At 48.7% G+C, this 22,132-nt stretch carries 13 protein-coding genes; 6 read left to right on the top strand and 7 right to left on the bottom strand.

The genetic code is table 11. From position 1 onward, the window contains the following. Positions 1–109: 109 nt before the first annotated feature. From R3B84_09285 to rho, 3 genes are all read left to right on the top strand, one after another. Complete coding sequence (locus tag R3B84_09285) at positions 110–1,117, top strand: ThuA domain-containing protein (protein MEZ6140750.1); 1,008 nt, start codon at positions 110–112, stop codon at positions 1,115–1,117. Positions 1,118–1,222: 105 nt separating this feature from the next. Further along, positions 1,223–3,523, top strand: coding sequence for a hypothetical protein (locus R3B84_09280; protein ID MEZ6140749.1), 2,301 nt, complete (start codon positions 1,223–1,225; stop codon positions 3,521–3,523). Between the two features lie 182 nt (positions 3,524–3,705). Continuing rightward, positions 3,706–4,911, top strand: coding sequence for a transcription termination factor Rho (gene rho / locus R3B84_09275; GenBank protein ID MEZ6140748.1), 1,206 nt, complete (start codon positions 3,706–3,708; stop codon positions 4,909–4,911). A gap of 178 nt (positions 4,912–5,089) precedes the next feature. On the opposite strand, the gene R3B84_09270 is transcribed toward rho, so the two are convergent. Together R3B84_09270 and R3B84_09265 are read right to left on the bottom strand one after the other, a co-directional pair. Continuing rightward, entirely contained in the window at positions 5,090–5,464 is a 375-nt protein-coding gene (locus R3B84_09270) for a DUF6572 domain-containing protein (GenBank protein ID MEZ6140747.1), read from the bottom strand. 147 nt (positions 5,465–5,611) lie between these two features. Further along, positions 5,612–6,340, bottom strand: a complete 729-nt coding sequence (locus R3B84_09265) for a hypothetical protein (GenBank protein ID MEZ6140746.1) — start codon at positions 6,338–6,340, stop codon at positions 5,612–5,614. A gap of 363 nt (positions 6,341–6,703) precedes the next feature. Here R3B84_09265 and R3B84_09260 point away from each other — a divergent pair, with 363 nt between their 5' ends. Then, complete coding sequence (locus tag R3B84_09260; GenBank protein MEZ6140745.1) at positions 6,704–6,877, top strand: hypothetical protein; 174 nt, start codon at positions 6,704–6,706, stop codon at positions 6,875–6,877. Positions 6,878–6,919: 42 nt separating this feature from the next. Here the strand turns inward: R3B84_09260 and dxs are convergent, their stop codons facing one another. From dxs to rpsU, 5 genes are all read right to left on the bottom strand, one after another. Then, on the bottom strand, positions 6,920–8,833 hold the full coding sequence (dxs, locus tag R3B84_09255; GenBank protein ID MEZ6140744.1) for a 1-deoxy-D-xylulose-5-phosphate synthase: 1,914 nt from the start codon (positions 8,831–8,833) through the stop codon (positions 6,920–6,922). A 20-nt stretch (positions 8,834–8,853) separates the two neighbouring features. Beyond that, a complete protein-coding gene (locus R3B84_09250) occupies positions 8,854–9,780 on the bottom strand; it encodes a polyprenyl synthetase family protein (GenBank protein MEZ6140743.1) in 927 nt (308 codons plus the stop codon). A 146-nt stretch (positions 9,781–9,926) separates the two neighbouring features. After that, a complete protein-coding gene (gene trxA / locus R3B84_09245) occupies positions 9,927–10,799 on the bottom strand; it encodes a thioredoxin (GenBank protein ID MEZ6140742.1) in 873 nt (290 codons plus the stop codon). 104 nt (positions 10,800–10,903) lie between these two features. Further along, a complete protein-coding gene (locus R3B84_09240; protein ID MEZ6140741.1) occupies positions 10,904–17,587 on the bottom strand; it encodes a glycosyltransferase in 6,684 nt (2,227 codons plus the stop codon). Positions 17,588–18,251: 664 nt separating this feature from the next. After that, on the bottom strand, positions 18,252–18,455 hold the full coding sequence (rpsU, locus tag R3B84_09235) for a 30S ribosomal protein S21 (GenBank protein MEZ6140740.1): 204 nt from the start codon (positions 18,453–18,455) through the stop codon (positions 18,252–18,254). A 241-nt stretch (positions 18,456–18,696) separates the two neighbouring features. Here rpsU and R3B84_09230 point away from each other — a divergent pair, with 241 nt between their 5' ends. Then, positions 18,697–19,878 carry a 1-deoxy-D-xylulose-5-phosphate reductoisomerase gene (locus tag R3B84_09230; GenBank protein ID MEZ6140739.1) on the top strand — a complete coding sequence of 394 codons (1,182 nt, stop codon included), beginning with the start codon at positions 18,697–18,699 and terminating at the stop codon, positions 19,876–19,878. Continuing rightward, positions 19,842–22,106, top strand: coding sequence for an RIP metalloprotease RseP (gene rseP / locus R3B84_09225; protein MEZ6140738.1), 2,265 nt, complete (start codon positions 19,842–19,844; stop codon positions 22,104–22,106). The genes R3B84_09230 and rseP overlap by 37 nt, the downstream gene beginning before the upstream one ends. The last annotated feature ends 26 nt before the right edge of the window (positions 22,107–22,132 follow it).

The following is a 22,132-nucleotide window of genomic DNA, read 5'->3' as shown; positions in this document are numbered from 1 at the left end:
AGGCTTCTCGATTTGCCAACAAAACCAGAAATGCCTGAAAGACAGAAAAATTTGCTGGATTCTGTCTGAAGCCTTTGGTTAAACTGTACTTTTTGAGAGGTTCCTTTCCATGCAACGGCTGATACTGGTTTGTGCGTTCGTTTTCACATCGTCTTCGTTTGCTGATGAGGCATTGTGGGCGACATTCCCTGGCAAAGAAGGCCCAGGGAAAGGGAAAAAAGTGGTACTTGTCAGTGGTGATGAAGAATATCGCTCCGAAGAAGTGCTGACCCAACTGGCTAAGATTCTGTCACAGCACCACGGCTTTGATTGCGTGGTTCTTTACGCGATTGATCCGAAGACGAACACGATTAACCCCAATGTGACGAACAATATTCCGGGACTTTCCCAATTGGAAAAAGCCGATCTAATGATTCTGTTCACCCGCTTCCGCAGATTGCCGGATGATCAGTTAAAGTACTTCGATGATTATCTGAAAACTGGAAAGCCGATCATTGGCTTGCGAACGGCCACACACGCCTTTAATACACCCAGTAAGGAATTTGCGAACTTTCACTGGCAATCGAAAGCAAAAGGCTGGGAAGGTGGTTTCGGTAAAGCAATTCTCGGAGAAACCTGGGTGGCGCACCATGGCAACCATGGGCGAGAAGCCACTAAAGGTGTTCTGGTGGCTGAGCAGAAAGACCACCCCATCCTGCGTGGGGTGAAAGGTGAGGAAATTTTTGGCCCCACCGATGTCTATCGTGTAAATCTGCCACTGCCAGGAGACAGCACCCCACTGGTGCTCGGGCAGGTATTAACCGGAATGAAAATTACCGATCCTGCGGTGGATGGACCGAAAAATTCACCCATGATGCCAATTGCCTGGACCAAATCCTATGAAGTGGTGCCTGGCAAGAAAGGGAAAGTCTTCACCACCACCATGGGTGCGTCGGAAGATTTACTGAGCGTTGGCTTGCGACGTTTGTTGGTGAACGCCACATTCTGGTCGTTGGGAATGGACGAAACAATTAAGCCAGACCTGAATGTATCAATCGTGGGTGAATTCAAAGCCACACCGTTTGGCAACAACAAGTTTGTCCCAAATGTGAAACCTGCCGACTTGATGATTAAATAGCAATATTGCAACATCATTTTATAGTAATTTTGCAATATCGCAGTTTCTGCTTCATTTTCATCTAACGATATTTTAATATTGCGATAATCTCTCCGAGCTTTCACCATGTTCAAACTTTTTGTGGCACTGCAAATTGGCTTATCGGCACTCACCATTCAAGCGGCAGACTTTTCTCCCCAGGCGTGGGAGTTGATCCAGGGGAGCAGTGCCAGCAAAAAGTTGATTCAGGAACAAACCAGCGACCGCTTTCGCAAGCTTAAAGAAGCAGCGAATCAGCGATCCACTGCTGAATGGAACGCACTGAAAGATCTGCCCACATGGGAGAAGTTTCGTGACGGTAAAATTGCGGCATTGAAGGCGAAGCTGGGCTATTTTCCAGAAAATCCGGTGCCACTTCGCATGGAAATAACAAAAACCATCGATCGTGGTTCCCACGTGGTGGAAAATTTGCTTTTTCAAACTCGGGAAAACTTCTGGGTCAGTGCGAATCTGTACCGCCCAAAAAAGTTACAGAAAAATTCGCCCGGGATACAAATTTGCCACAGTCACCATAATCCTAAAACGCAAAGCGAATTACAGGATATGGGTGTGCTGTGGGCCAGGGCAGGGTGCTGCGTACTGATTCCCGATCAACTGGGCCATGGAGAACGTCGAACGCATCCTTTCACCAGGCCGGAGGATTACCCACAGGAATTTCGGTCGTCACGACAGGATTATTACTTTCGGTATGACACGGGATACCGTCTGAGCCTGCTGGGTGATACCCTGATTGGCTGGATGGCTTGGGATATGATGCGAGGCACCGACCTGTTACTGACAAAATACGAATGTGACCCAAAACGTATTGCGTTGCTTGGTTCGGTGGCAGGTGGGGGCGACCCGGTTGCTGTTACCGCCGCACTCGACCCACGAATTACCTGCGTGGTGCCGTTCAATTTTGGCGGGCCACAACCAGAAACGCCCTATCCTCTGCCCAAAAATGCGGTGCAGACGTTCAATTTCATGGGGGGCGGTAGTTGGGAATCCACACGAAACATCGCTTTTTCTGCCAAAGATGGCTTTTTGCCGTGGGTTATCGTGGGGAGCGTTGCCCCACGTTATCTGGGTTATGCCCACGAATTTGCCTGGTCGGCAGAAAACGACCCGGTCTGGCACCGCTTTGGCAAAATCTGGCAGTGGTATGAACAACCAGACAACATCTCAGCGGTTCATGGCAGTGGTTCGGTGCGTGGCTCCGCCCCGGAATCGACCCACTGCAACAACATTGGTGCGGTGCACCGCAAAATGCTGCTTCCCAAATTAAATGCCTGGTTCCAGATTAATGCAGTTGAAGTGCAGGATCGGCTTGAATCGAAAGATCTGCTCTGCTGGACAGAGGAGGCCCGCCAAAAATTAAAACCTGCCAGTTTTCTCGAAATACTCAAGCAAGAAAAAATTGCAAGATCTGAGAGTTTTTTAAGAAATGATCAGCTAGCACATTTTGTGTCAAACTTGGTGTTTCGTTCTCCCACACCGTTTGAGGTGGGTAGTGTGAAAACTTCAGAAACGCCAATTTCTGGTGGCAAGCTGATCAGACTTGAAGTGGATTTTCGCGACGTTACTACCACTCCTGTGGTCATTTTTCAGCCGAAGGGAGCCGCTAACGGCGTCGTGTACTGTCTTTGTGGCACCGGAAAAGAAGCATTTGTGACGAAAAACGCCCCACTGATCGAGGAATGCATCCGTAAACAACTCATTTTGGTAGTGCCCGATCTGCTGCACGCTGGGGAAAGCACCACCGGCACCAGTTTGGGCCGTTCCAGTACCCTCACCGGCCGCGGTGCCACCGAACTGATGTTTGGTGAAACGATCTTTGGCATGCGGATGAACCAGGCTGCCGCACTGCACCAGTGGTTGCGGACTAAAGAAGAGCTGGTCGGCAGCAAGTTGCCCTGGGCGATCTTTGGGGAGTCGACCCAACCAGCCAATGAATCTGCCAAAGCTGCGGTGGCTCCTTATGCAATCGCGAAAGAGCCCACCATCGGCAGTCCCGATGGTGCTGCAATGGCAATGTTGTTGGCAGACAAACTCACCAACGTTCGCGCGGTACTTGCTCGTGGGGGAGTTCTTGGTTTTGATGCCCCACTCAACACGAATTCGATCCAGTTACCATTCAGCATGGCTGTGCCTGGTGCAGGGCAATGGGATGTTCTGAATTATCGCCTGAATAACTGGCCTGAGAAGATTTCATTGCGAATGGAACGCCCGCTTGATGGTCATAATGTGGTGTTGACTGACAGCGAAATCAAAAAACTGCAGCAGCAAATTGCGGGTAAAAAAGTAAGCCGAACAGAAATCCGTGCCCAGGAATCGAATGAGAAAGCAGTTGCAGACTGGTTGGATCGACAATTTTCTGCAAAACCATAGATTAATGTTGCATTTGTGTGGGCAATCTATTCAAATAGCAGCAGGCAATCCCCGAAGCATCAGGGCTGTCCCAGATTGGCTCGTTTCGCCCACTCGATCTTAAGCGTAGACTAGTTTTATTCGACATTGCTGACCTGACGGAAGACACAGCAATAACTTTTTTCCGATTCAATGATTTGAACATGACGAAGAGATCATCTGCTTCGCGCACGCAACATCATTCGCGTACGCAAACCCACAACATACCTCAGGAAGTTGCATACTCACCGGAAGACTGCACACCGGTCAGTGGTGTCCTGGAACTGAACCCGAAGCGGTTTGGCTTTTTACGTAATGCGGATAAGCATTACAAGCCCAACAGCAACGATGCCTATGTCAGCCCGCAGACAATCCAACAGCACAAGTTACAGGAAGGTTTGTTTGTGGAAGGCCTGGCAGCTCCCGGCACCAACTCCAGTGGTCCACGTGTCGTCAGCATTGATCGTATTGAAGGAAAGCCTACGGCCGATTATTTTCTGCGTGATTGGGACGATTTAACTGCGATTGACCCCGGCGAACAGATTGTCCTGGAAACTCCGGGTGGGCCGTTAAGCACGCGAATGATTGATCTGTTTTGCCCGATCGGGAAAGGACAGCGTGGCCTGATTGTGGCTCCACCACGGACCGGGAAAACAGTGCTGCTATCCCAGATCGCCGAAGGAGTGCTGGCCAACCACCCGGAAATGTACCTGATGGTGCTGCTGGTAGATGAGCGACCCGAAGAAGTAACCGACATGAAGCGGAAAATTCGTGGGGAAGTGATTGCCAGTTCCAGCGATTTTGATGCTGGTAACCATGTCCGGATTGCCCAACTGGTGATGGAACGTGCAAAACGCCTGGCCCAGCAGGGGCAACAGGTGTTTGTATTGTTGGATAGCCTGACACGGTTGGCGCGAGCCTATAACAAAACTGCTGGCAACAGTGGCCGCACTATGAGCGGTGGTGTTGATTCGAAAGCACTGGAAATTCCGAAACGCCTTTTTGGTACTGCACGTTGTTTTGAGGAAGGGGGATCAATTACCGTGATTGGTACCTGCCTTGTTGAGACCGGCAGCAGGATGGACGATGTGATTTTTGAGGAATTCAAAGGCACTGGAAACATGGAATTGGTGCTGGATCGCAAACTGGCAGATCGTCGTATTTTCCCGGCTGTGAATCTCGCGGAATCTGGTACTCGAAAAGAAGAGCGGTTGCTGGATCCTGATATACTGAAGAGAGTTCATCTGTTAAGACGTCACTTGATTGATATGCCCCCTACTCAGGCGATGGAATCGCTGCTGAAGCAAATGGAAAAATCGCCCAGCAACAAGGCCTTTATGGAACGGATGATTGTGAAATCTCCCGGATGATCGATGCCCAACTTTTCGGAAAGGCATCATCGAACGTGCCCGCATTGTGCGGGAAACCCGTGATGGCCGGAAAATTCAAACCCGTATGTAAACACGTATAATTTATTAAAATGCCCCAAAAAATTGCTAGGATGGTCTTTGCAAGGAAATGAACAACTTTCAAACTTTCAAGAAATACTTAACAGACTTCATAACAAAATTCAATCCCATGTTCGGATAAGTCGGCATTCACCTTATCAAATAGAGAAATTGTCTCATTATCGGGTTTGTGTGCAGAGTCGAGTTTGAAAATCACATCAGAAATCCGATATTTTTTCCAGTCATCAGCGAATTTATTACTCAAGACATAATTTGTATAGGCTTTCACTTTTTCAAGAAACTGTCTACGCATATTATCGCCATCCCACTTGCGATGTTCGGTCATAATCAATACTAGTTTCTTTGCAGCTATATCTTCAGCAACAATGTCGATGTGATTCGGATTCGCCAAGCCTGTTTCTTTTAATGTAATCACATTCCAAAATATTCGTAACAAAGCAATGATCGCCCGCATCTTTTTTCCTCAAAAAAATTATTCTATGTAGTATATCAATACTTCCTGTCAACAGCAATCGTCTGGAAATTTAGTGTACTCGGGAATGCAAGTAAGGGTTTTAAGTGCGGGAGATTCAACAATTTGCAATACTTATTCCACTTATGACTAACTTGCAATGTACACACCTGTCTCGTGGATAAATTCCGTGAAAGCACACGCTTCAAAAGCCCACTCTCCACCTAGTCTGAGAGTGAGTTGCCGCATTTGGTCAAGAAAAGCATTCAGCCTAGATGTATGAATACGTGCTAACATACGATTATCAATTTTTTGGTTATCAATCCATGGCAGCCATATATCAGAGTGTAGGGAAAACACTACCGAGAAACAATCCTCATTATATGAATTATTATTGTAGTATTCTTTAATTAATGTCAAATGATCTAAAGATCGAATCAAGTGACCCCCAATAGAAAAGAATCTTGATGAATTATTTACTATATTGCCATACTTATTAGAAAGATCGTTTCTAACTCCCAATGGAAGCTCTCCTACATTTGACACTTTTTGTTCAGAAACTACTCCATTGTCTAAAAAGGCAATCTGTGTGGCTACTTTAGCTCCACTATTTAGGGATTGGTCAGCGTACGAAAGCAGGTCAATCTCTTGTTTAGTCTGATATCGAAATTGAATTTCCTTCGGAATAGAATGCAGGTGATTGATTGAAAGGTTGTATTCTGGAACAGCCTCTGGGATTGCCATGAGACAAGAACTTGCTATTGCCGAAGCAGCACACGACCATTCCACTAATAAATCAGGTGTGCTGAGCAACTGTGTAAGATCAGCGACCCAATCTACTAATTGAATCTGTTCAGTAACGAACCACTCGTTTTTCATAATTATCTAATTCAAGAAAAATATTCGAATCTTCTTGTTTCAAAACAAGGTTTATGTAACCAGCCTATCGATATCGAATTCAGAAAGGGCCAGCACATGTGCGTTGACGACGAAGTAAGTCTGATGAACCAATGTGAATTCGCTTCTATGGATTCCCACCTAGCGTGATTTACGAACTTTGCTGGATGAGTTCCCATTCGCGTCTTTGTGTGATAACATTTAAGAATTTTAAGAAATTCCCTTGCTGTTGCTAAGGGCTTTAAATCGAAACCCTACCTCGGCGAAAGTCCTCGGTTCATAACAGAAGTTTTAATCGCAATTTCAAGTGTTCTCTTCTGGATTCCCGCCTGCGCGGGAATGACGATGAAAACATCCACATGTAGCAGCAAATCGCTGAAATACCTCTACCAGCTTCGCTTCGATGGCCTGCAGATGCCTTGCCTAAATGAGAGAATAGAGGTGGTGCGGGACGACGAGTTGGGATTAACAAGTTGTCAAAGACCTGTTTTCAGCGTGTATTGTGGCGGAAATGGCTAATTGTGGGAAATGCCGATGAGGTAACTTTTAGAATAATGCTGATCAGGTTGATTGTGATTGATTTTCCATCGCCAGTTGATGGGCGAGGCGGGCGGTTTTGCAAAAACCGGAAGTATCGAGGCCAAGATCAGCCAATAACTCTCCACGTTCGGCATGTTCAATAAAGCGATCAGGAATCCCCAATCGCTGTATGTGGTGGGTGCTGATTCGGGCGTCGTTGGCTGCTTCCAGTACAGCACTGCCAAAGCCACCTTCGGTGGTGCCTTCCTCCACCGTGATCACGAATGGCAACTTCTGGATCAGTGGCAGAATCGTTTGCCGATCCAGCGGTTTGACAAACCGTGCGTTGACAACGGTAAGTTCCAACCCTTCCTCTCGCAGTGCTTCGACGGCACGCATGACAGACGGCAGGAAGGCACCATAAACAAGGAAAAGCCCATCATCTCCCTCGCTAATGACTTCCGCTTTGCCAAGTTCAATCGGTGATACTGTCCGGTCGATCTGTTCCAGATTTGCTTTCGGGTAACGCATCGAGATTGGCTTGCCAGCATCGAGACAGAATTGCAGCATCGGCTCGACATCCAGACTATCCCCAGGTGCCATGCACACCATGTTGGGGAATACCCGCATGTAGGGAATATCAAAACACCCATGGTGCGTGGGGCCATCAGGGCCGGCCAGGCCAGCGCGGTCCAATGTAAAGATAACCGGAAGGTTCTGGAGTGCCACTTCCTGGAAAATCTGGTCGAAAGAACGCTGCAGGAAGGTGGAATAGATGTCCACAATTGGGATAATACCGGTTTTTGCCATCCCTGCGGCAAATGCTACGGCGTGGGATTCGCAGATTCCCACATCAAAGAACCTGGTGGGGAACTTTTCACGCACTTGCTCCAGTTTGTTCCCCTGGCACATCGCAGCGGTTAAAATGACAACTTTCTCATTTTGCTCCATCACTTTTTCAATGGAACTGCTGACGAGGTCGGTATAAGCCTTGCTGCTGCCTTTTTTGGTCACAATATTGGTGCGTTCCGGTCCCACATCCGTGAAGATGGGTGGGCTGTGGAACGTCACCGGGTCTTCGCTGGCCTGGGGCACGCCATGACCTTTTTCGGTGAACAGGTGCAGCAGGATCGGCCCTTTCTGACCTTTGAGGTCACGCAGAATCCGGGTCAGGGTGGGTAAATCATGACCATCAACCGGCCCAAAGTAGCGGAAACCCATTTCCTCGAAGAGCATTCCTTCTTTCAGTACGGCCTTCAGGCCATCCCGCAACTGTTCCAGTGCGGAGTGGGCCATATCTCCCAGAAGGGGAATTTTTGAGAGCAGGTAGTTGATGCTCTTTTTCGACCCCTGGTACAGCGACGTCATTCGGCATTGATCCAAATACTGTGCCAGCCCACCGGTGCGTGGGCATATAGACATTCTGTTATCATTTAGAATGACGAGCAGATTCTGGTCCATGCCAGAAATGTTATTGAATGCTTCGAAAACGATACCGGAAACCAGGGCACCGTCACCTATGACAGCGATGGAGTGGCGGTCAGTATGGCCCAGCAGGTCGTCGCCAGCTTTCAAGCCGGATGCCGTAGATACACTGCAGCCTGCGTGGCCAGTCATAAAGAGATCGTATTCGCTTTCCTGTGGGTTGGGAAAGCCCATCAACCCACCTTTTGTGCGAATGGTATCGAATCGGTTGTATCGCCCAGTGATCAGTTTTTGTGGGTAAATCTGGTGGCCGGTATCCCAGATCAGCCGATCGGTGCGGAAATCAAACACCTGGTGCAGTGCCAGAGTTAATTCCACGACACCCAGGTTACTGGCAAAGTGGGCGGGACGCAATTTAAGAACACGCACCAATTCGTCGCGGATTTCCTGGCTTAATTGATGCATCTGTGCATCGTTTAATTGCCGTAAGTCCATTGGGGATTGGATGTTCGGTAAAATCGGTGTCATCATGATTCCTCTTTTGCTGTCAATTAACGATCCCGTTCCATGATCATTCGAACCAAGGCAGCAAGTGGCTGACTGCCCACACCCATCTGGTTGATCAATTCCAATGACTGTTGATACAAAGTATATGCTCGTTCACGACTTGCATCGATACCTAAAACCGTGGGAAAGGTTAATTTTCCACGATCGGCATCTTTGCCAGTTTTCTTCCCCACCACATCCACGTGAGCTTCCACATCCAGCAGGTCATCTGCAATCTGGAATGCCAGTCCAAATGATTGTGAGAAATTTTTCACAAGGTCATCGTACTTCGCAGGTGGGACTGGTTGAGCAAACTCTTTTGCCACTTCCAGACCCATCTGGCAGCAAACGGAGAACAACGCACCCGTCTTCAAGCGGTGAATTAATTCCAGTTCTGCCACGCTGCCAGGTCGTGGGTAATTTTCATACCGGCCTTCCGCAATCAGATCGAGCATTTGCCCGCCAACCATTCCGGAGGCACCCGCACCACGACTGAGCAATAATACATTAACTGCAGCCAACCGTGGGGGATAACAATGGCTTAACCACTCAAAAGCAGCAGTCAACAGGGCATCACCAGCCAGAATGGCTGCCGCTTCACCATATTTTACATGACAAGTGGGCAATCCGCGACGAAGATCGTCATTATCCATCGCGGGCAGGTCGTCGTGGATTAACGAGTAGGTGTGTACCATCTCGACTGCGATTGCTGCAGGTAAGGCAGCTTCAATGGTGGCTCCACATGCCTGTGCCGTAAAACATACCAATAGTGGGCGTAAACGCTTGCCAGGTGCGAATAAGGAGTAATTTACTGCATCGCGTAAAATTTCCGGCGATGCCCCAAAAACCACCTCGCTGGCACTTTTCAATGACTGATCAACACATGTCTTGGTGTGTTCGATCAATTCTTTCCAGTTATTACCACGATTCACTGTAACAACCACCCCACGTGCAATAATCTTTCATTACTAGTCAGCAAAAAACAGCAAAGATCCTCAACGCGGGGAAAAAAGTCGAAAATCAATCCAAAATTATCGTTAAAACATATTATTGCTATATTGCAATATTGTATTTTTGGCTAATATAGCACCGAGCGAAGTTGATCGCGGTATTGATCGGCCAGATCACTCCGCACCCCGACGATTTCAAAAATCTTCACCATCAGTTCCCGAACAGGCCCGCGTCCCAATTCCCGATCTTCCTGGGCAGCTTTCAATAACTCTGCCAGAGCTTCCGGATATTTTTCGTGGGATGCAAGAAAGCTGCCCAATTCAAAGAGAGCCTGTGGGTCGTTAGGATTGGCTGCCAGCTTGCTGCGAATCTGCTGTTCATCGCCCGATTCTGCTGCATTACTGCGCATTTCAAGAATTCGGCGTAATCGCTCTACTTCGGTACCAAGTTCCCCCACAGGTGGGATGCTGTGGAGCAATTCTTCCAGATCAGTAGTATCGTTGGCATTGATTTTCAAACGTGCAATGCCCACCTTGGCAGCGTCTGCGAAATCAGGATTTTCCAGAAGAGCCTGGTAGATTTCCATCGCGTCTGCAGGAGCGGTTTCTTCCAGTTCTTTCGCTTGCTCCAGTGGGCTGGGGGTAATTTCTGCGTTAGCCGCACGGTCGATGAACTCGATCAGTTCATTTTCAGGCAGTAAACCCACAAAGCCATCTTTGGGCTGCCCATCAGAAAATGCCAACACCGCAGGAATACTTTCAATTCGAAAATATTGTGCCAGTCGTGGTGCTTCATCAACATTGATTTTTGCCAGAACAAACGCCCCGGCCTTTTCCATGGCAAGGCGTTCCAAAACAGGCCCAATCTGCCGACAAGGACCGCACCACTCGGCCCAGAAATCAACCACCACTGGTGTGGTCTGGGATCGAACCAGGACTTCCTGTTCGAAATCCTGTTCGCCAACATTGATTACCCACTGAGTCGTTGCTGCATCTTTCATAAGGAAGAAACCGTTGGATCGCTTCCAGTAGTTTTATGATGCGGGTGGAATACAGAAAGTGGAAACAGAGAATTGGGCGATAATTTCAATTGGAAAGTGACAGATTAACGCTGATTTCGTTTCGGAGTCAACGTATCTTCGGGTGGGGGTAAAGATCTACCTTTTTTCGGTGCTGTAGCAAGCAACCATTCGAACACGCTGCGGGCACCAGCATCGTTACCTGTCGCAGTCATTGCCTGGGCATACTGCAACCAGATCTCGCGATTGGTTTTATCGATGGCCAGTGCAGCACCAAACGCCTGACTGCTGCGGGTGCTGTCACCCAGGAATGCAAGCACCAGACCTAGCCGGCCCATGCTTTCTCCCAGGGTTTTCATTTCCGCCAATTGCTTCTGCTGCAATGCCTTTTCTTCCTGATTCCAAACTTCGGTATCCAGCTTACGGCTCATTAACACTTTCATTTCTTCCTGCTGTGCAGACTTCAAGACTGCTTCCACGGAAGGCAATGCTTCAAATGCCCGGAAGATCCCATCTCGTTGTGCTGTGGAAAAGATCGGGCCGAGCTCGGCTCGAGGTCGTTCCCGCAGGCTGCTGCCAGCAAAACCAGAAGCAGCATCCACAAACCCACGCCAGATTTCCTGATTGGTTAACGGATCTTTGGTGGTCTCAGCTTTTCGTTGAATCAGGCCGGTGTATTCCTTCAACGCACCATCGTAATCGTAAGACCACAGATAGCTCTGTGCGATGCGTAATGCAATCACATCATCTTGTGGGAAGTCGCGGGCAAGATCCCGGAGGATATCGCGTGCTTTCGGATACTTCCCGTTCCACAGGAGAACAGAAGCATACTGCAAACGATATTTCTTCTCGGATTTTTCAGTGACCACAGCTCCCAACAATTCTTCAGCTCGATTCAGTTGAGCTTCTGCCGTTAACAGGTCACTCAGATCCAGAATCTCTTTAATGTCCAGAGTACGGAAGACATACTCCGGGCTAAGCATTTCAATCGCCTGTTGACGACGATTTGCTGCTGCCAGCACCCCAGCAAGTTCTTTGCGAACTGCAGGCTGATCTGGATTTGCAAGCACCGCACGGTCAAGGAGATCGTTTGCCCGTTTCATATCACTCAACCGTAACATTACCCATGCCAGGCGGGACAACCGGCGGGGGTCTTTAATGACAGGTGAGTACAAATCATGAACTTTCAGCAGTAATTCACGTTGTTCCAGCACCAATGGCAGTGGGGCACTGGAAGCGGAATCGACAATTCCAATCCAAAGGTTAGTGTTGTTGCTGTCTTCGTTCAACAATTCTGCATACTTCGCGAGAGCAACCGGGTAGTTCTGCCAGAAGCGGTGTAGTTCAGCAATATCCACCCGCATATCCATATCGGGGGCACGTTCTTTTACTAATTGCTCATACACAGCCAGAGCTTCTTCATAATCACCCTTCCATGTCAGCACCTGAGCCAGCAACCGACGTGCTTTGCGGGACTGATCGGTGTTTGGCATCTGCTCTTCCACGAACAGGCGGGCCTGTTTGCGGGCAGCATCAAAGTTCTCTGCCTGTACAGCAATCAAAGCATAATTGAAGCGATCTTCCCCTTCCAGCTCCAGGCCTTCATACATCACATCTGCTTGCTTGTACAAGCCGATTTTTTCATTCGCCATTGAAGTTGCAAGCACTTTTCTGGCCACAGGATCCTGTGGATTCAGGTCAAATGCTTTCAAAGCCAATTGCTTTGCCTTCGTGGGGTCGTTCATCTTCACTGCCTGTACTTCAGCCAGGTGGGCGTGCAGGGCAATGTCTTTGTTCTGAATCGTCATCGCAGAATCGGTAAGTTTCTGTAATGCTGTCTGAATATCCGGACTGAGCGGATCTTTCGAAGATGCCGCTGCTTTTGCAAAACCACGCTGAATCACGATATCCGTGGGGTACTTGGTGTTGAGTGAAGCGAACATTTTCGTTGCGGTATCGTACTCTTTCTTCCACGAGGTCACTTCAGCACGAAGTACTTCTGCTTCTTTGAAGTCTGGATATCGAATCAACATACTGTCCAGTGCTTTGATCGATTCATCATGTTTGCCTGACCAGCCCAGGATACTTGATTGCTGGAACTCCAGTTGCTTCTTCTGCTCTGGTTTCAAGTCAGGCTGTGCAATCAGTGTGCTCAACAGACTATTTGCCTTCGTCCAGTCTTTGGCACCCGTATAAACTTTCACCAATTCCATGCGGTCTTCCAGTTTCTGATTTGGAATCAGTTCATATGCCATGGCACCACCGACGTAATCTTCCAGTGCGGTCAATGTGCCAGCCAACTCCCGCAGGGTTTGTGGGTCGGATGGTTTCAGTTCAAATGCCTTCCGTGCCAGTAACTTGGCTTCTTTCATCGCTTCCGGATCTTTCGACCGCAGCAATACCCAGGACATCCGAGACCATTTCAACGCATCCTGATCGGGATTACGCGAAATGCGATCTGTGCTGATCTGCAGGCGGGCAATATTGATTGCCGTCTTCAGCTGTTCTGCAGTCAATTCACTTGCACCGCTTGCAGCATCAATAAAACCCTGCTCAACACTGGCCCGTGTGGCACGGCTGATGTCTGCATTCGGGTCACTATCGACTACTGCAACTGTGAAGCGATTAGATTCCAGAATAGCCTGGTAGCGTTTCAGAGCTTCGTTGTAGTCAGCGGGATGCTTGGTGCGATCGGCTGCCCACAGGTAAAGATCTGCCAGACGTGCGGGATACTCAATATTCGTTGGGTTCCGCTTGATCATCGTCTCGTAGTACAATTTTGCCTGATCAAATGATGTCTGCTGGAGGTCGGCAGGTGCATTAAGTGCCTGCAGGCTCATCGTTTTACCCAACAGGCTATCCACTTCATCCAGATCTTTCTGTTGCACAACTTCGTTGGTGCCCACGGTAGAACCCAGTGGGATTCGCTGCAGGCGACGAAGTTCTTCTTCGGCACGGCGATAGTCGCCATTTTTCAGGTGGAGACTTGCAGTAACCATCCCAGCTTTGAACTGGTTGGAACCTGCAAGCAACTGTGCTGCACTGGTCAGGTTGTTGGAGGCCAGATAAACATTCACCAACTGGTCACGAACTTCTGTGTTATTCGGTGCGTTGTTTCGAGCTTGTTCCAGCACCGAGGCACTTTTCGCAAACTCACCTGCTCGCTGCAGCACCCAGCCATAGCGAACCATGTAGACGGGGTTGGTAAACGAATTATTACCCTGTGCCACAAAAATCTGATCGACTACGGCCTTCAATTCAGGCTTGGTCAGATCGACATCTTTATTGGCGGATGCATCAATGAAACCGTAAACAATCGGGTCGTTCACCCCATTTTTCTTAATCAATTCAAAGCTGTTTTCTTCAATGATGCTAGCGAAGCTGCGTGCGGCCTCGATATTATTCCCCATTCCCAAAGTCGCCTGGGCAAGACGTCGGCGTAAGTCAACCGGGGCTTTAGTAATGTCGTTGTTGTAATTCCGAGCAACCAGTCCAACAATCTCGCGGGCACTATCCCAGTTCTGTTGGGCCATGGCTATGTCAGATTTCATCAGTTGGCCTGCTTCCAGCAAGGCTTCCTGTTTTTTCATATCTGTCTGTGGGGCAGCTTGCACTGCATTGATGAAATCATCCACCACCTGACGTGCGGCACGAAACTCCACATTGGCACGCTCTTCCATGGCAGGATTTGGAGTGCGGCTGCTTGCAGCTTCGGCACGATATCGCAACCCTTCCGTGTTGTGAATATGCACCAATTGTCTGCGTGTTTCGATATTCAGTGGGTCCGCAGCACGCAGGATTTCTTTCGCTTCTTCGTATTTCCCGGCTTTGATCAGCACCCCTGCATATTCCTGACGCAGTGGAACCGCATCGGGTGTACCACGGTCTGGGAAATAATTTGGCTGACGCTCAAATACAGATTTGTAGCGTGTTAGTGCGGTATCCAGATCGCCCTTGTGTTCTGCAAGGCGGGCACCAGCCAGATCCAGGGTCAATTGTTCCGGATCTTTCAACGTGCCGTTTTCCGACTTGATCTTCAGCTTGCGATAAGTTTGTTCTGCTTCGACAAACTTATTGTTCTTGATCTGGGCATAGATCAATGTTTGTTGCAGACTGTTGTCCCATGGAGCCCGATTGGCGAGTAGTTCTGCTACCTTCAATTGGTCTTCTCGGGAGTCTGTCGCTTTTAATCCTTCCATTAACAGCACCAGGCGGTCGCTGCTGGGATTGCTGGCAGAAAGAGTCTTATCGCGAATGCGGAAGATTTCTTTCCGTTCTGCATCGGTCAGGACGGATGTTTTACTCTTATCCACCAGTTTTCGAAGCACAAAGTCATCGGAGTGGTAGAACTTGAACGCACCCAGTTCCAGCAACAGCAACGGTGCCGCAATCAACATCGCAAAGATGGTTGGTTTTGCCATCCGGCTGAAGGTAGATTTGCGATCGGGTTGCAGGGTGGATTTGATGCTGCGGGCTTCCCACACATTCGCCAGGCTGTTCACAGTGGTGCGGCCCTGGCCATCAAATTCTTCAAATTGCAATACGGTGCGGTAGTATGTCTTACCTGCCAGTTGTTGCTCATCTGCTCGCAGAACACGTGCTGTACCGCGAATATTCCCCATTGGTGAGGTAATTAAATATCCCACCAGGGCGTTTTCTGGCACTTTGGTGCTTAACAGCACGGCAGTTGCAGTGCGGCTCAGATCGTCCGTCGTACCAAATTCTGCGGTATCTTCCGTATTGCCACTATTGATGATAATAGGCATCCGATACGCATTACGTGTTTCAGCACGTCGTTGCGACAAACCACGATCCTGGAATTGAGACAGCCGATTCAGGAAGCCTGTGCCAGCACGCTTCTTATCGTATTCTGCGTACATCCGCGGCACACCATAGTGCAGACAGATACGATTGATCGCATCCACTTGTGGTGGGGTCACATTGTTAAATTGAATCCCGTAACGATATCCTTCAGCCTGAGAATCTTTTGCGAGCGTTTCAAATGATCGTACAGTTCCACGTACCTTCACCATTTCGGAGGCGGCACGCAGGGTAAATCGGTAAGTCTCACCCAATTGCAGACGTTCGTATGCAATCAGTGCCATGCCAGTATCATTCAAATCCAGTGTCACACCGAAGCGTGGTGTGGCATCACTTTCTGAAGTAACATATTCCACGTTGGCGCTGACCTGGTGACGTGTTGCGTAACGCAGGTCGGCAGGCCAGAACGCTTTCTGCGTTACTTTGTATGCCAGCCAGAAGTGGATCAGCACCCAGATGGTGGGTACCACCGGGCGGAAGTAATCGTCCGAAATACCAAAGCCTAACTTGGGCAGGAAGGTGAGATATTTGCCTAAGAATGGCAGTGTAGCGGGATCAAACATCAGTTTGCCCCAGCCCCAGACCAACGCGAAGACGCTAATCAGCATTAACCAGGTGTGGGGACGAATGTACGGCCAAACCGATTTTTCCTGACGTTGCTTCAGTGCCGCAGTACCCTTCGGTGTCACATTGAAAATACGGGAACCATAGCCAAACAACGCACGGAAGGTAGATTTGATCTGGGTCCAGAAGTTCACCATGGAGAACAGTTCTGAATTGATGATCGAACCATAGCCGTTGGACACCAGCTTCATTGTTGCCAGAGAGACGATCAGGTAGACCAGCGTGGTAATGATCAGGTCCCACGAAAACTCGCGGACAGGTGGGACGCCAGTAAATAACATCGCAATCGGTGTTGCGTAAATTACCAGTTTAAATATCCCACTGGACCAATGCAGCATCGAGCCAAGATAGCTCAGGCGTTGTGGGAGGGATAAGCCACTGATGAACAGCGGGTTGTCATATTTCAAAATTGACAGGTTCCCTGTGCCCCAACGCAGTCGTTGGGCGTGGAACGTGGTGATATCGGGTGCGGCCTGACCTGCCACCAGACGTTCGGTGATTGCAATACCTTTCCAGCCTTTTGCAGTCAGCCGTAAACTGGTGTGCAAGTCTTCCGTGATGGTTTCCGTTGCAATGAAACCAACTTCCTGCAGTGCTGAGCGTCGGAAAATGGCAGCAGAACCAGCAAAAATGGGACAGCCCCAGTGGTTACGGCCGGGTTGAATCACGTAATAGAACAAATGGCCTTCTTCCCAGTACTTTCGCGATTGATGATCGAGACGAGCCTGGAAAGAATCGAAGTTGTAAAAGGCGTGGGGGGATTGCACGAATGCTACCCGTTCATCCGCAAAGTACCCGATGGTACGGGTAATGAAATGAGGTTCCGGCACATGGTCAGCATCCAGAATGATGGTGAACTCGCCATCCGTTCGCTCAAATGCGTAGTTCAAATTACCAGCTTTGAAGTGGCGATTGTCTGGGCGAGCGATGTAATGAATGTTCAAATCGCGTGCCAGTGCTTCCACTTCCGACCTTCGGCCATCGTCCAGCACGTAGGTTTTGTGCGGGTAATCCATCCTCGCACATGCCTCCAGTGTGGCCCGAAGCAGGGTAATGTCCTCGTTGTAGGTGGGGACAAATACATCGACAGTTCTGCCTTCCAGCACGGGCTGCTGATCCGGCTCATCGACATCCCATGCCTGCAGAAAGAACAGGAACAGGTTGAAAATGCCGAAGCACTCCGCAACATACAACGCCACAGACGCAATGACGGCGTAGGTACTCGTCAGGTTAAACGTGTAAATTGCACGATACGACAAGTAAAAGACGCACACCGCTACTGCGATGATGATCAAGAACTTGCGGAAAAACGGTGAAGGTCTCATTGGGGTCAATCACACTCTGTAGTAAGGTACCAACATTAAAAATATCAGATCAACAACATTAAACAGCAAGAATGTGCTGCGAGTTCAACTCAATACTATTCCCACAGTCAAGCAAACCGAAAAATTCAGTTCGACTCATAATTTCATTCGTTTCGGAGCAGAATTTGGTGCCAGGCGCTGCCAACATTCTGTTTGTATCCAGTGGTATTAACTGATGTCCTCAAGCAGTATTTGGTCCAGTTTGCCAAATCTGCGTGGTCTACGTAATCCGCACAGAATACCACACACCGCAATTTTAACTGGTAAAATCGACACAGCAATGCAATTTGGTTGATTAGTATGTACAAAACATGACCGCTTGAACTCATACTACCAGTACAATCGTTTCGATCGGATTAGATTTTCCATTCTATGCTGGTTTCATCTCTACGTCAGTCACTTTGGTGAGATCAGTTTTCACCCACAAAACGGGGAAATCTGCACACAATAAAGAAGACGACGCAAAATCGAAATGGATTGAAATTTTTGTACAGAATTACAGTAAATGATTTGGCCGAGAGTTTATTGCTTAGTTGGAATATTGCAATGTTTGTGAAGTGTGATTTCGCAATAACACATTATTGCATTGCAGCAATATGAGAAGTGCTTGGGCAGGGTGCGTTACTTATCTTTCAGGGCGGGTGATCGATGCTTTGCGAATCGCACGGATTTTCCGTACCGCCGCACGACGACGAAGTTCACATGGTTTCTCATAATACTCGTGCTTTCGAAGTTCTTTTTTCAGGCCACTGCGTTCAATTAACTTTTTGAACCGGCGTAAGGCTGCCTGGATTGGTTCTCGGTCATGCACTCGCATCTTGATCGACATAAAACTCCTTCATCGCAACTTTTCAGCTTCGCAAACTTCAAATATACCGTAAACAGTATTTCTAACAAGAAATAACGAAGCAGCAACGGTGAGTAGTGGGAAAAAAGTCCGAAAATCTGCAATTTTGCTTTTTTTCCGTCTTTTTTTTGAAAAATTTCTTTCCCGCCAGTATATCAGGACGTTTCCACCGAAATACTGTATTAGAAACTGCGGATCATTCTACGCACTGTTTTCGAATTGCATGAACCTGTCTCATCATCCACGAAACGTTGCCGTGCTGGGTTCAACCGGTTCGATTGGCCAAAACACGCTCGACGTTGTGCGGTTTCTGCCTGAACAATTTCGTGTGGCAGGGCTTGCGGCTAATCAGTCGTGGGAAAAATTAGCTGTTCAGGCAAGTGAATTTTCTCCCAATTGGGTATTTCTGGCAGATTCTACCCACCACCAACAGTTAAAGCAGGCACTCCCCAGTGGGATAAAGCTGTTGCTTTCAGAGACGGAACTCCTTGCAGAATTAGCACTTACGACGGTTGATACCGTGGTATCCGCGATGGTGGGTGCTGCTGGCCTGCGCAGCACGCTTGCTGCGGCGGAGGCTGGGAAACGGGTGTGCCTTGCAAACAAAGAAAGTCTGGTGGTGGCGGGCCACTTGGTAATGGGTGCTGCACAGCGTCATGATGCAGAAATCTTGCCGGTGGATAGCGAACACAGTGCGATATTTCAGGCGTTGCACCAACAGCGAGGTCTGAAACGGATCATTATTACCGGCAGTGGGGGGCCGTTTCGGGGTCACAGTTCAGAGCAACTAGCGAAAGTTACCGTTGCAGAAGCGTTGAACCACCCCACCTGGAAGATGGGCAGGAAGATAACCATCGATTCCGCCACCCTGATGAACAAAGCCCTGGAAATTATTGAAGCGCACTGGTTGTTTGACCTGCAGGCAGACCAGATTGAACTGGTGATTCATCCTGAGTCGATTGTTCACTCCTTTGTCGAATTTCTGGATGGTTCGGTGTTGGCCCAACTCTCCCCACCAGATATGCGGCTGCCAATTCAGTACGCACTTTGCTATCCCAAACGGTGCGTCGGACCTGCCCGCACGATGAACTGGAAGGAAATGTTTCAGTTACGCTTTGAAAAACCAGACACAACGACCTTTCCAGCCATAGAATTGGGCTATGAGGTATGTCGAAAGAAAGGATCTTCTGGAACAGTTTTAAATGCTGCTAATGAAGTCGCTGTCGAGCGATTTCTCAGGCAGGAAATCAGTTACCTGGATATCGCATTGCTCTGTGGACATGTTCTGCATGCCCACGATTACATTCCTAACCCCACGCTCGAAGAGATTCTTGCTCTTGATCAGTGGGCCAGACTGGAGGCTACCCGGTGGATAAACCGGAAAATAACAATCTCTCAACCGTAAGTCAGCAGGCACCGCGTAAAAGCACCAATTACGGTTCGCTGGTGATGCTGATGATCGTCATATTCGGCATTTATTACCTGCAACTGAATGTTCTGGAACTGGGTCTGGCAGCACTGGGGCTGGGGCTGGTGATCTTTATCCACGAATTGGGCCATTTTCTGGCTGCCAAATGGTGCGATGTTCACGTAGAAACCTTCAGCATTGGATTTGGGCAGGCGCTGCCGTTCTGCCAGTTCAAATATGGCGAAACCACCTACAAAATCGGCTGGATCCCATTGGGCGGTTTCGTCAAAATGGTGGGTGAAGGCGAAAACGGCGACTCTGAAGACGCTGAAGAAGATCCACGTTCATTTAAGAATAAGTCGGTCTACCAGCGAATGCTGATTATTTCTGCGGGCGTCATCATGAACGTGATCATGGGATGCACCTGCTTCCTGATTGCTTACAAACATGGTGTCGAAGAACCACCAGCCGTTGTTGGTTATGTCTCGGTTGGCTCACCCGCATGGGAAGCAGATATTCGGGCTGGTGATCGAATTCAGAAAATTGCCAGCATCGAGAAACCCTCGTTTGATGACATCAAACCCACCATCATGAGTTCTTCCAAAGGGGAAGCTATTCCTCTGATCGTTGATGGAGATGAGAAAACGCGGGAATTAACACTTGTTGCGACGCGTGCACCTGATGAGCTTTATCCCACCATTGGTATCGGGCCGGCCAATCAGTTGAAAATGCCTCGAAAATTACCGCCGATGCTGGAATTAATGAAATTGCCGCGTCCCGGACGATTAGCCGTTGATGAGAACGGAAATGGCTTTCAGGCGAATGACCAGATCGTGGCATGCTCTTATGATCCCACCGACCCAAAGAAAGTCAGCGATATCCCCACTTACGTTGACCCGGATGGTGTCACGAAGAGGGTATATGAGGAATTTGCCCGACGCCAGAAGCTGATGCTCGGCAAACCGATGATTGTTGTCGTGGAAAGGGAAGGAAAACGCTTTCATTTTGAAGTTGCTGTACCTTATGCACGTGAAATACCTGGTGTGCGTTTTCAAATGGGGCGACTGGCAGCACTTCGTGCCAATGGGCCCGCTGCCACCGCCAAGGCTGATGATGGTAGCGACAGTCGGATGAAAACTGCCAATGTCGAGGACCACACTGGTGGGGATCGGCTCGTAGCTATTCAGGTTACCACCAACGAAGGTGGGATCAAACGCTTTGTTGAAGAAAAGAGCAAAGACCAAAAGGTGGGGATTGAAGAAGTACTTTATGATCCATTCCAATTGTCGTTTGAATTAGAAAAGTGGGCAGCTACCAGCACGAATCTGGAAGTTAAAATTGAAGTACTGCGCAGCCCAACGGGCGATGAAAAAACTGGCAAATTAATGACCTTTACCACCAAATGGGACAAAGTTCTGGAATCGAATGGTGAATCGATCGGTGGTCGGAATGCACCCATGGCCATTTCTGGTTTGGGGCTGGCTTACTACATCGATTTGACTGTAGACACAATCGATCCAGAATCACTTGCAGCAAAAAATGGTCTGCGGGAAGGGGACATCATTACCGAAGTTCGTTTTTCCGAACTGGTGAAGAAAGACCAGTTCAAAATGGGTTCCTGGGATACGCTCAATCTGCATTCCGGCGCTGCGCTATTCGGTTTGATGCAGAACCGACCAAGCGATGCAATGGAATTGAAGGTAAAACGGACCGATGGAAGTGGTGAAAACATTATTACCCTGCCCCTGGAATGTAAAGAAAACAAATCCTGGCCACTGGAAGACCGTGGGCTGATGTTGGCGTACGATACGCAAATCAAAAAAGCGGATACTTATCTGGATGCGTTGAAGTTGGGTGGGAAACGCACTATCCGAACTCTGAAAAATATCTACCAGACGCTTTACGCCACAGTATTCCGCCAGATTTCGCTGAAAAGTATCAGTGGGCCACTGTCGATTGCGAATATCTCCTACAAGATTGCTGGATACGACCGTTGGCAGTTTCTGGTGTTTCTGGGGCTGGTCAGCATCAATCTGGCAGTCGTCAACTTCCTGCCAATTCCTGTGATGGACGGTGGGCACATGGTGTTTCTCATTTATGAGAAAATCCGTGGCAAACCAGCCCCGGATCGTGTTATGGATTGGGCATTGATCATCGGGTTGGTGCTCATTTTGATGCTGTTTGCGTTCGCTATGTATAACGACATCCGACGATTGTTCTTCTAGCAGTACTAAGTGCTTACAAATTAAGT

The organism is Zavarzinella sp., from assembly GCA_041399155.1.
In the GTDB taxonomy this organism is placed as follows: domain Bacteria; phylum Planctomycetota; class Planctomycetia; order Gemmatales; family Gemmataceae; genus JAWKTI01.
This window is presented reverse-complemented; position numbering and strand designations above follow the sequence as displayed.

Bases quoted from the DNA above. Each gene is read 5' to 3' on its own strand.
- R3B84_09285 (MEZ6140750.1), top strand. From the start codon at position 110: ATGCAACGGCTGATACTGGTTTGTGCGTTCGTTTTCACATCGTCTTCG.
- R3B84_09280 (MEZ6140749.1), top strand. From the start codon at position 1,223: ATGTTCAAACTTTTTGTGGCACTGCAAATTGGCTTATCGGCACTCACC.
- rho (MEZ6140748.1), top strand. From the start codon at position 3,706: ATGACGAAGAGATCATCTGCTTCGCGCACGCAACATCATTCGCGTACG.
- R3B84_09270 (MEZ6140747.1), bottom strand. From the start codon at position 5,464: ATGCGGGCGATCATTGCTTTGTTACGAATATTTTGGAATGTGATTACA.
- R3B84_09265 (MEZ6140746.1), bottom strand. From the start codon at position 6,340: ATGAAAAACGAGTGGTTCGTTACTGAACAGATTCAATTAGTAGATTGG.
- R3B84_09260 (MEZ6140745.1), top strand. From the start codon at position 6,704: ATGAAAACATCCACATGTAGCAGCAAATCGCTGAAATACCTCTACCAG.
- dxs (MEZ6140744.1), bottom strand. From the start codon at position 8,833: ATGATGACACCGATTTTACCGAACATCCAATCCCCAATGGACTTACGG.
- trxA (MEZ6140742.1), bottom strand. From the start codon at position 10,799: ATGAAAGATGCAGCAACGACTCAGTGGGTAATCAATGTTGGCGAACAG.
- R3B84_09240 (MEZ6140741.1), bottom strand. From the start codon at position 17,587: ATGAGACCTTCACCGTTTTTCCGCAAGTTCTTGATCATCATCGCAGTA.
- rpsU (MEZ6140740.1), bottom strand. From the start codon at position 18,455: ATGTCGATCAAGATGCGAGTGCATGACCGAGAACCAATCCAGGCAGCC.
- R3B84_09230 (MEZ6140739.1), top strand. From the start codon at position 18,697: ATGAACCTGTCTCATCATCCACGAAACGTTGCCGTGCTGGGTTCAACC.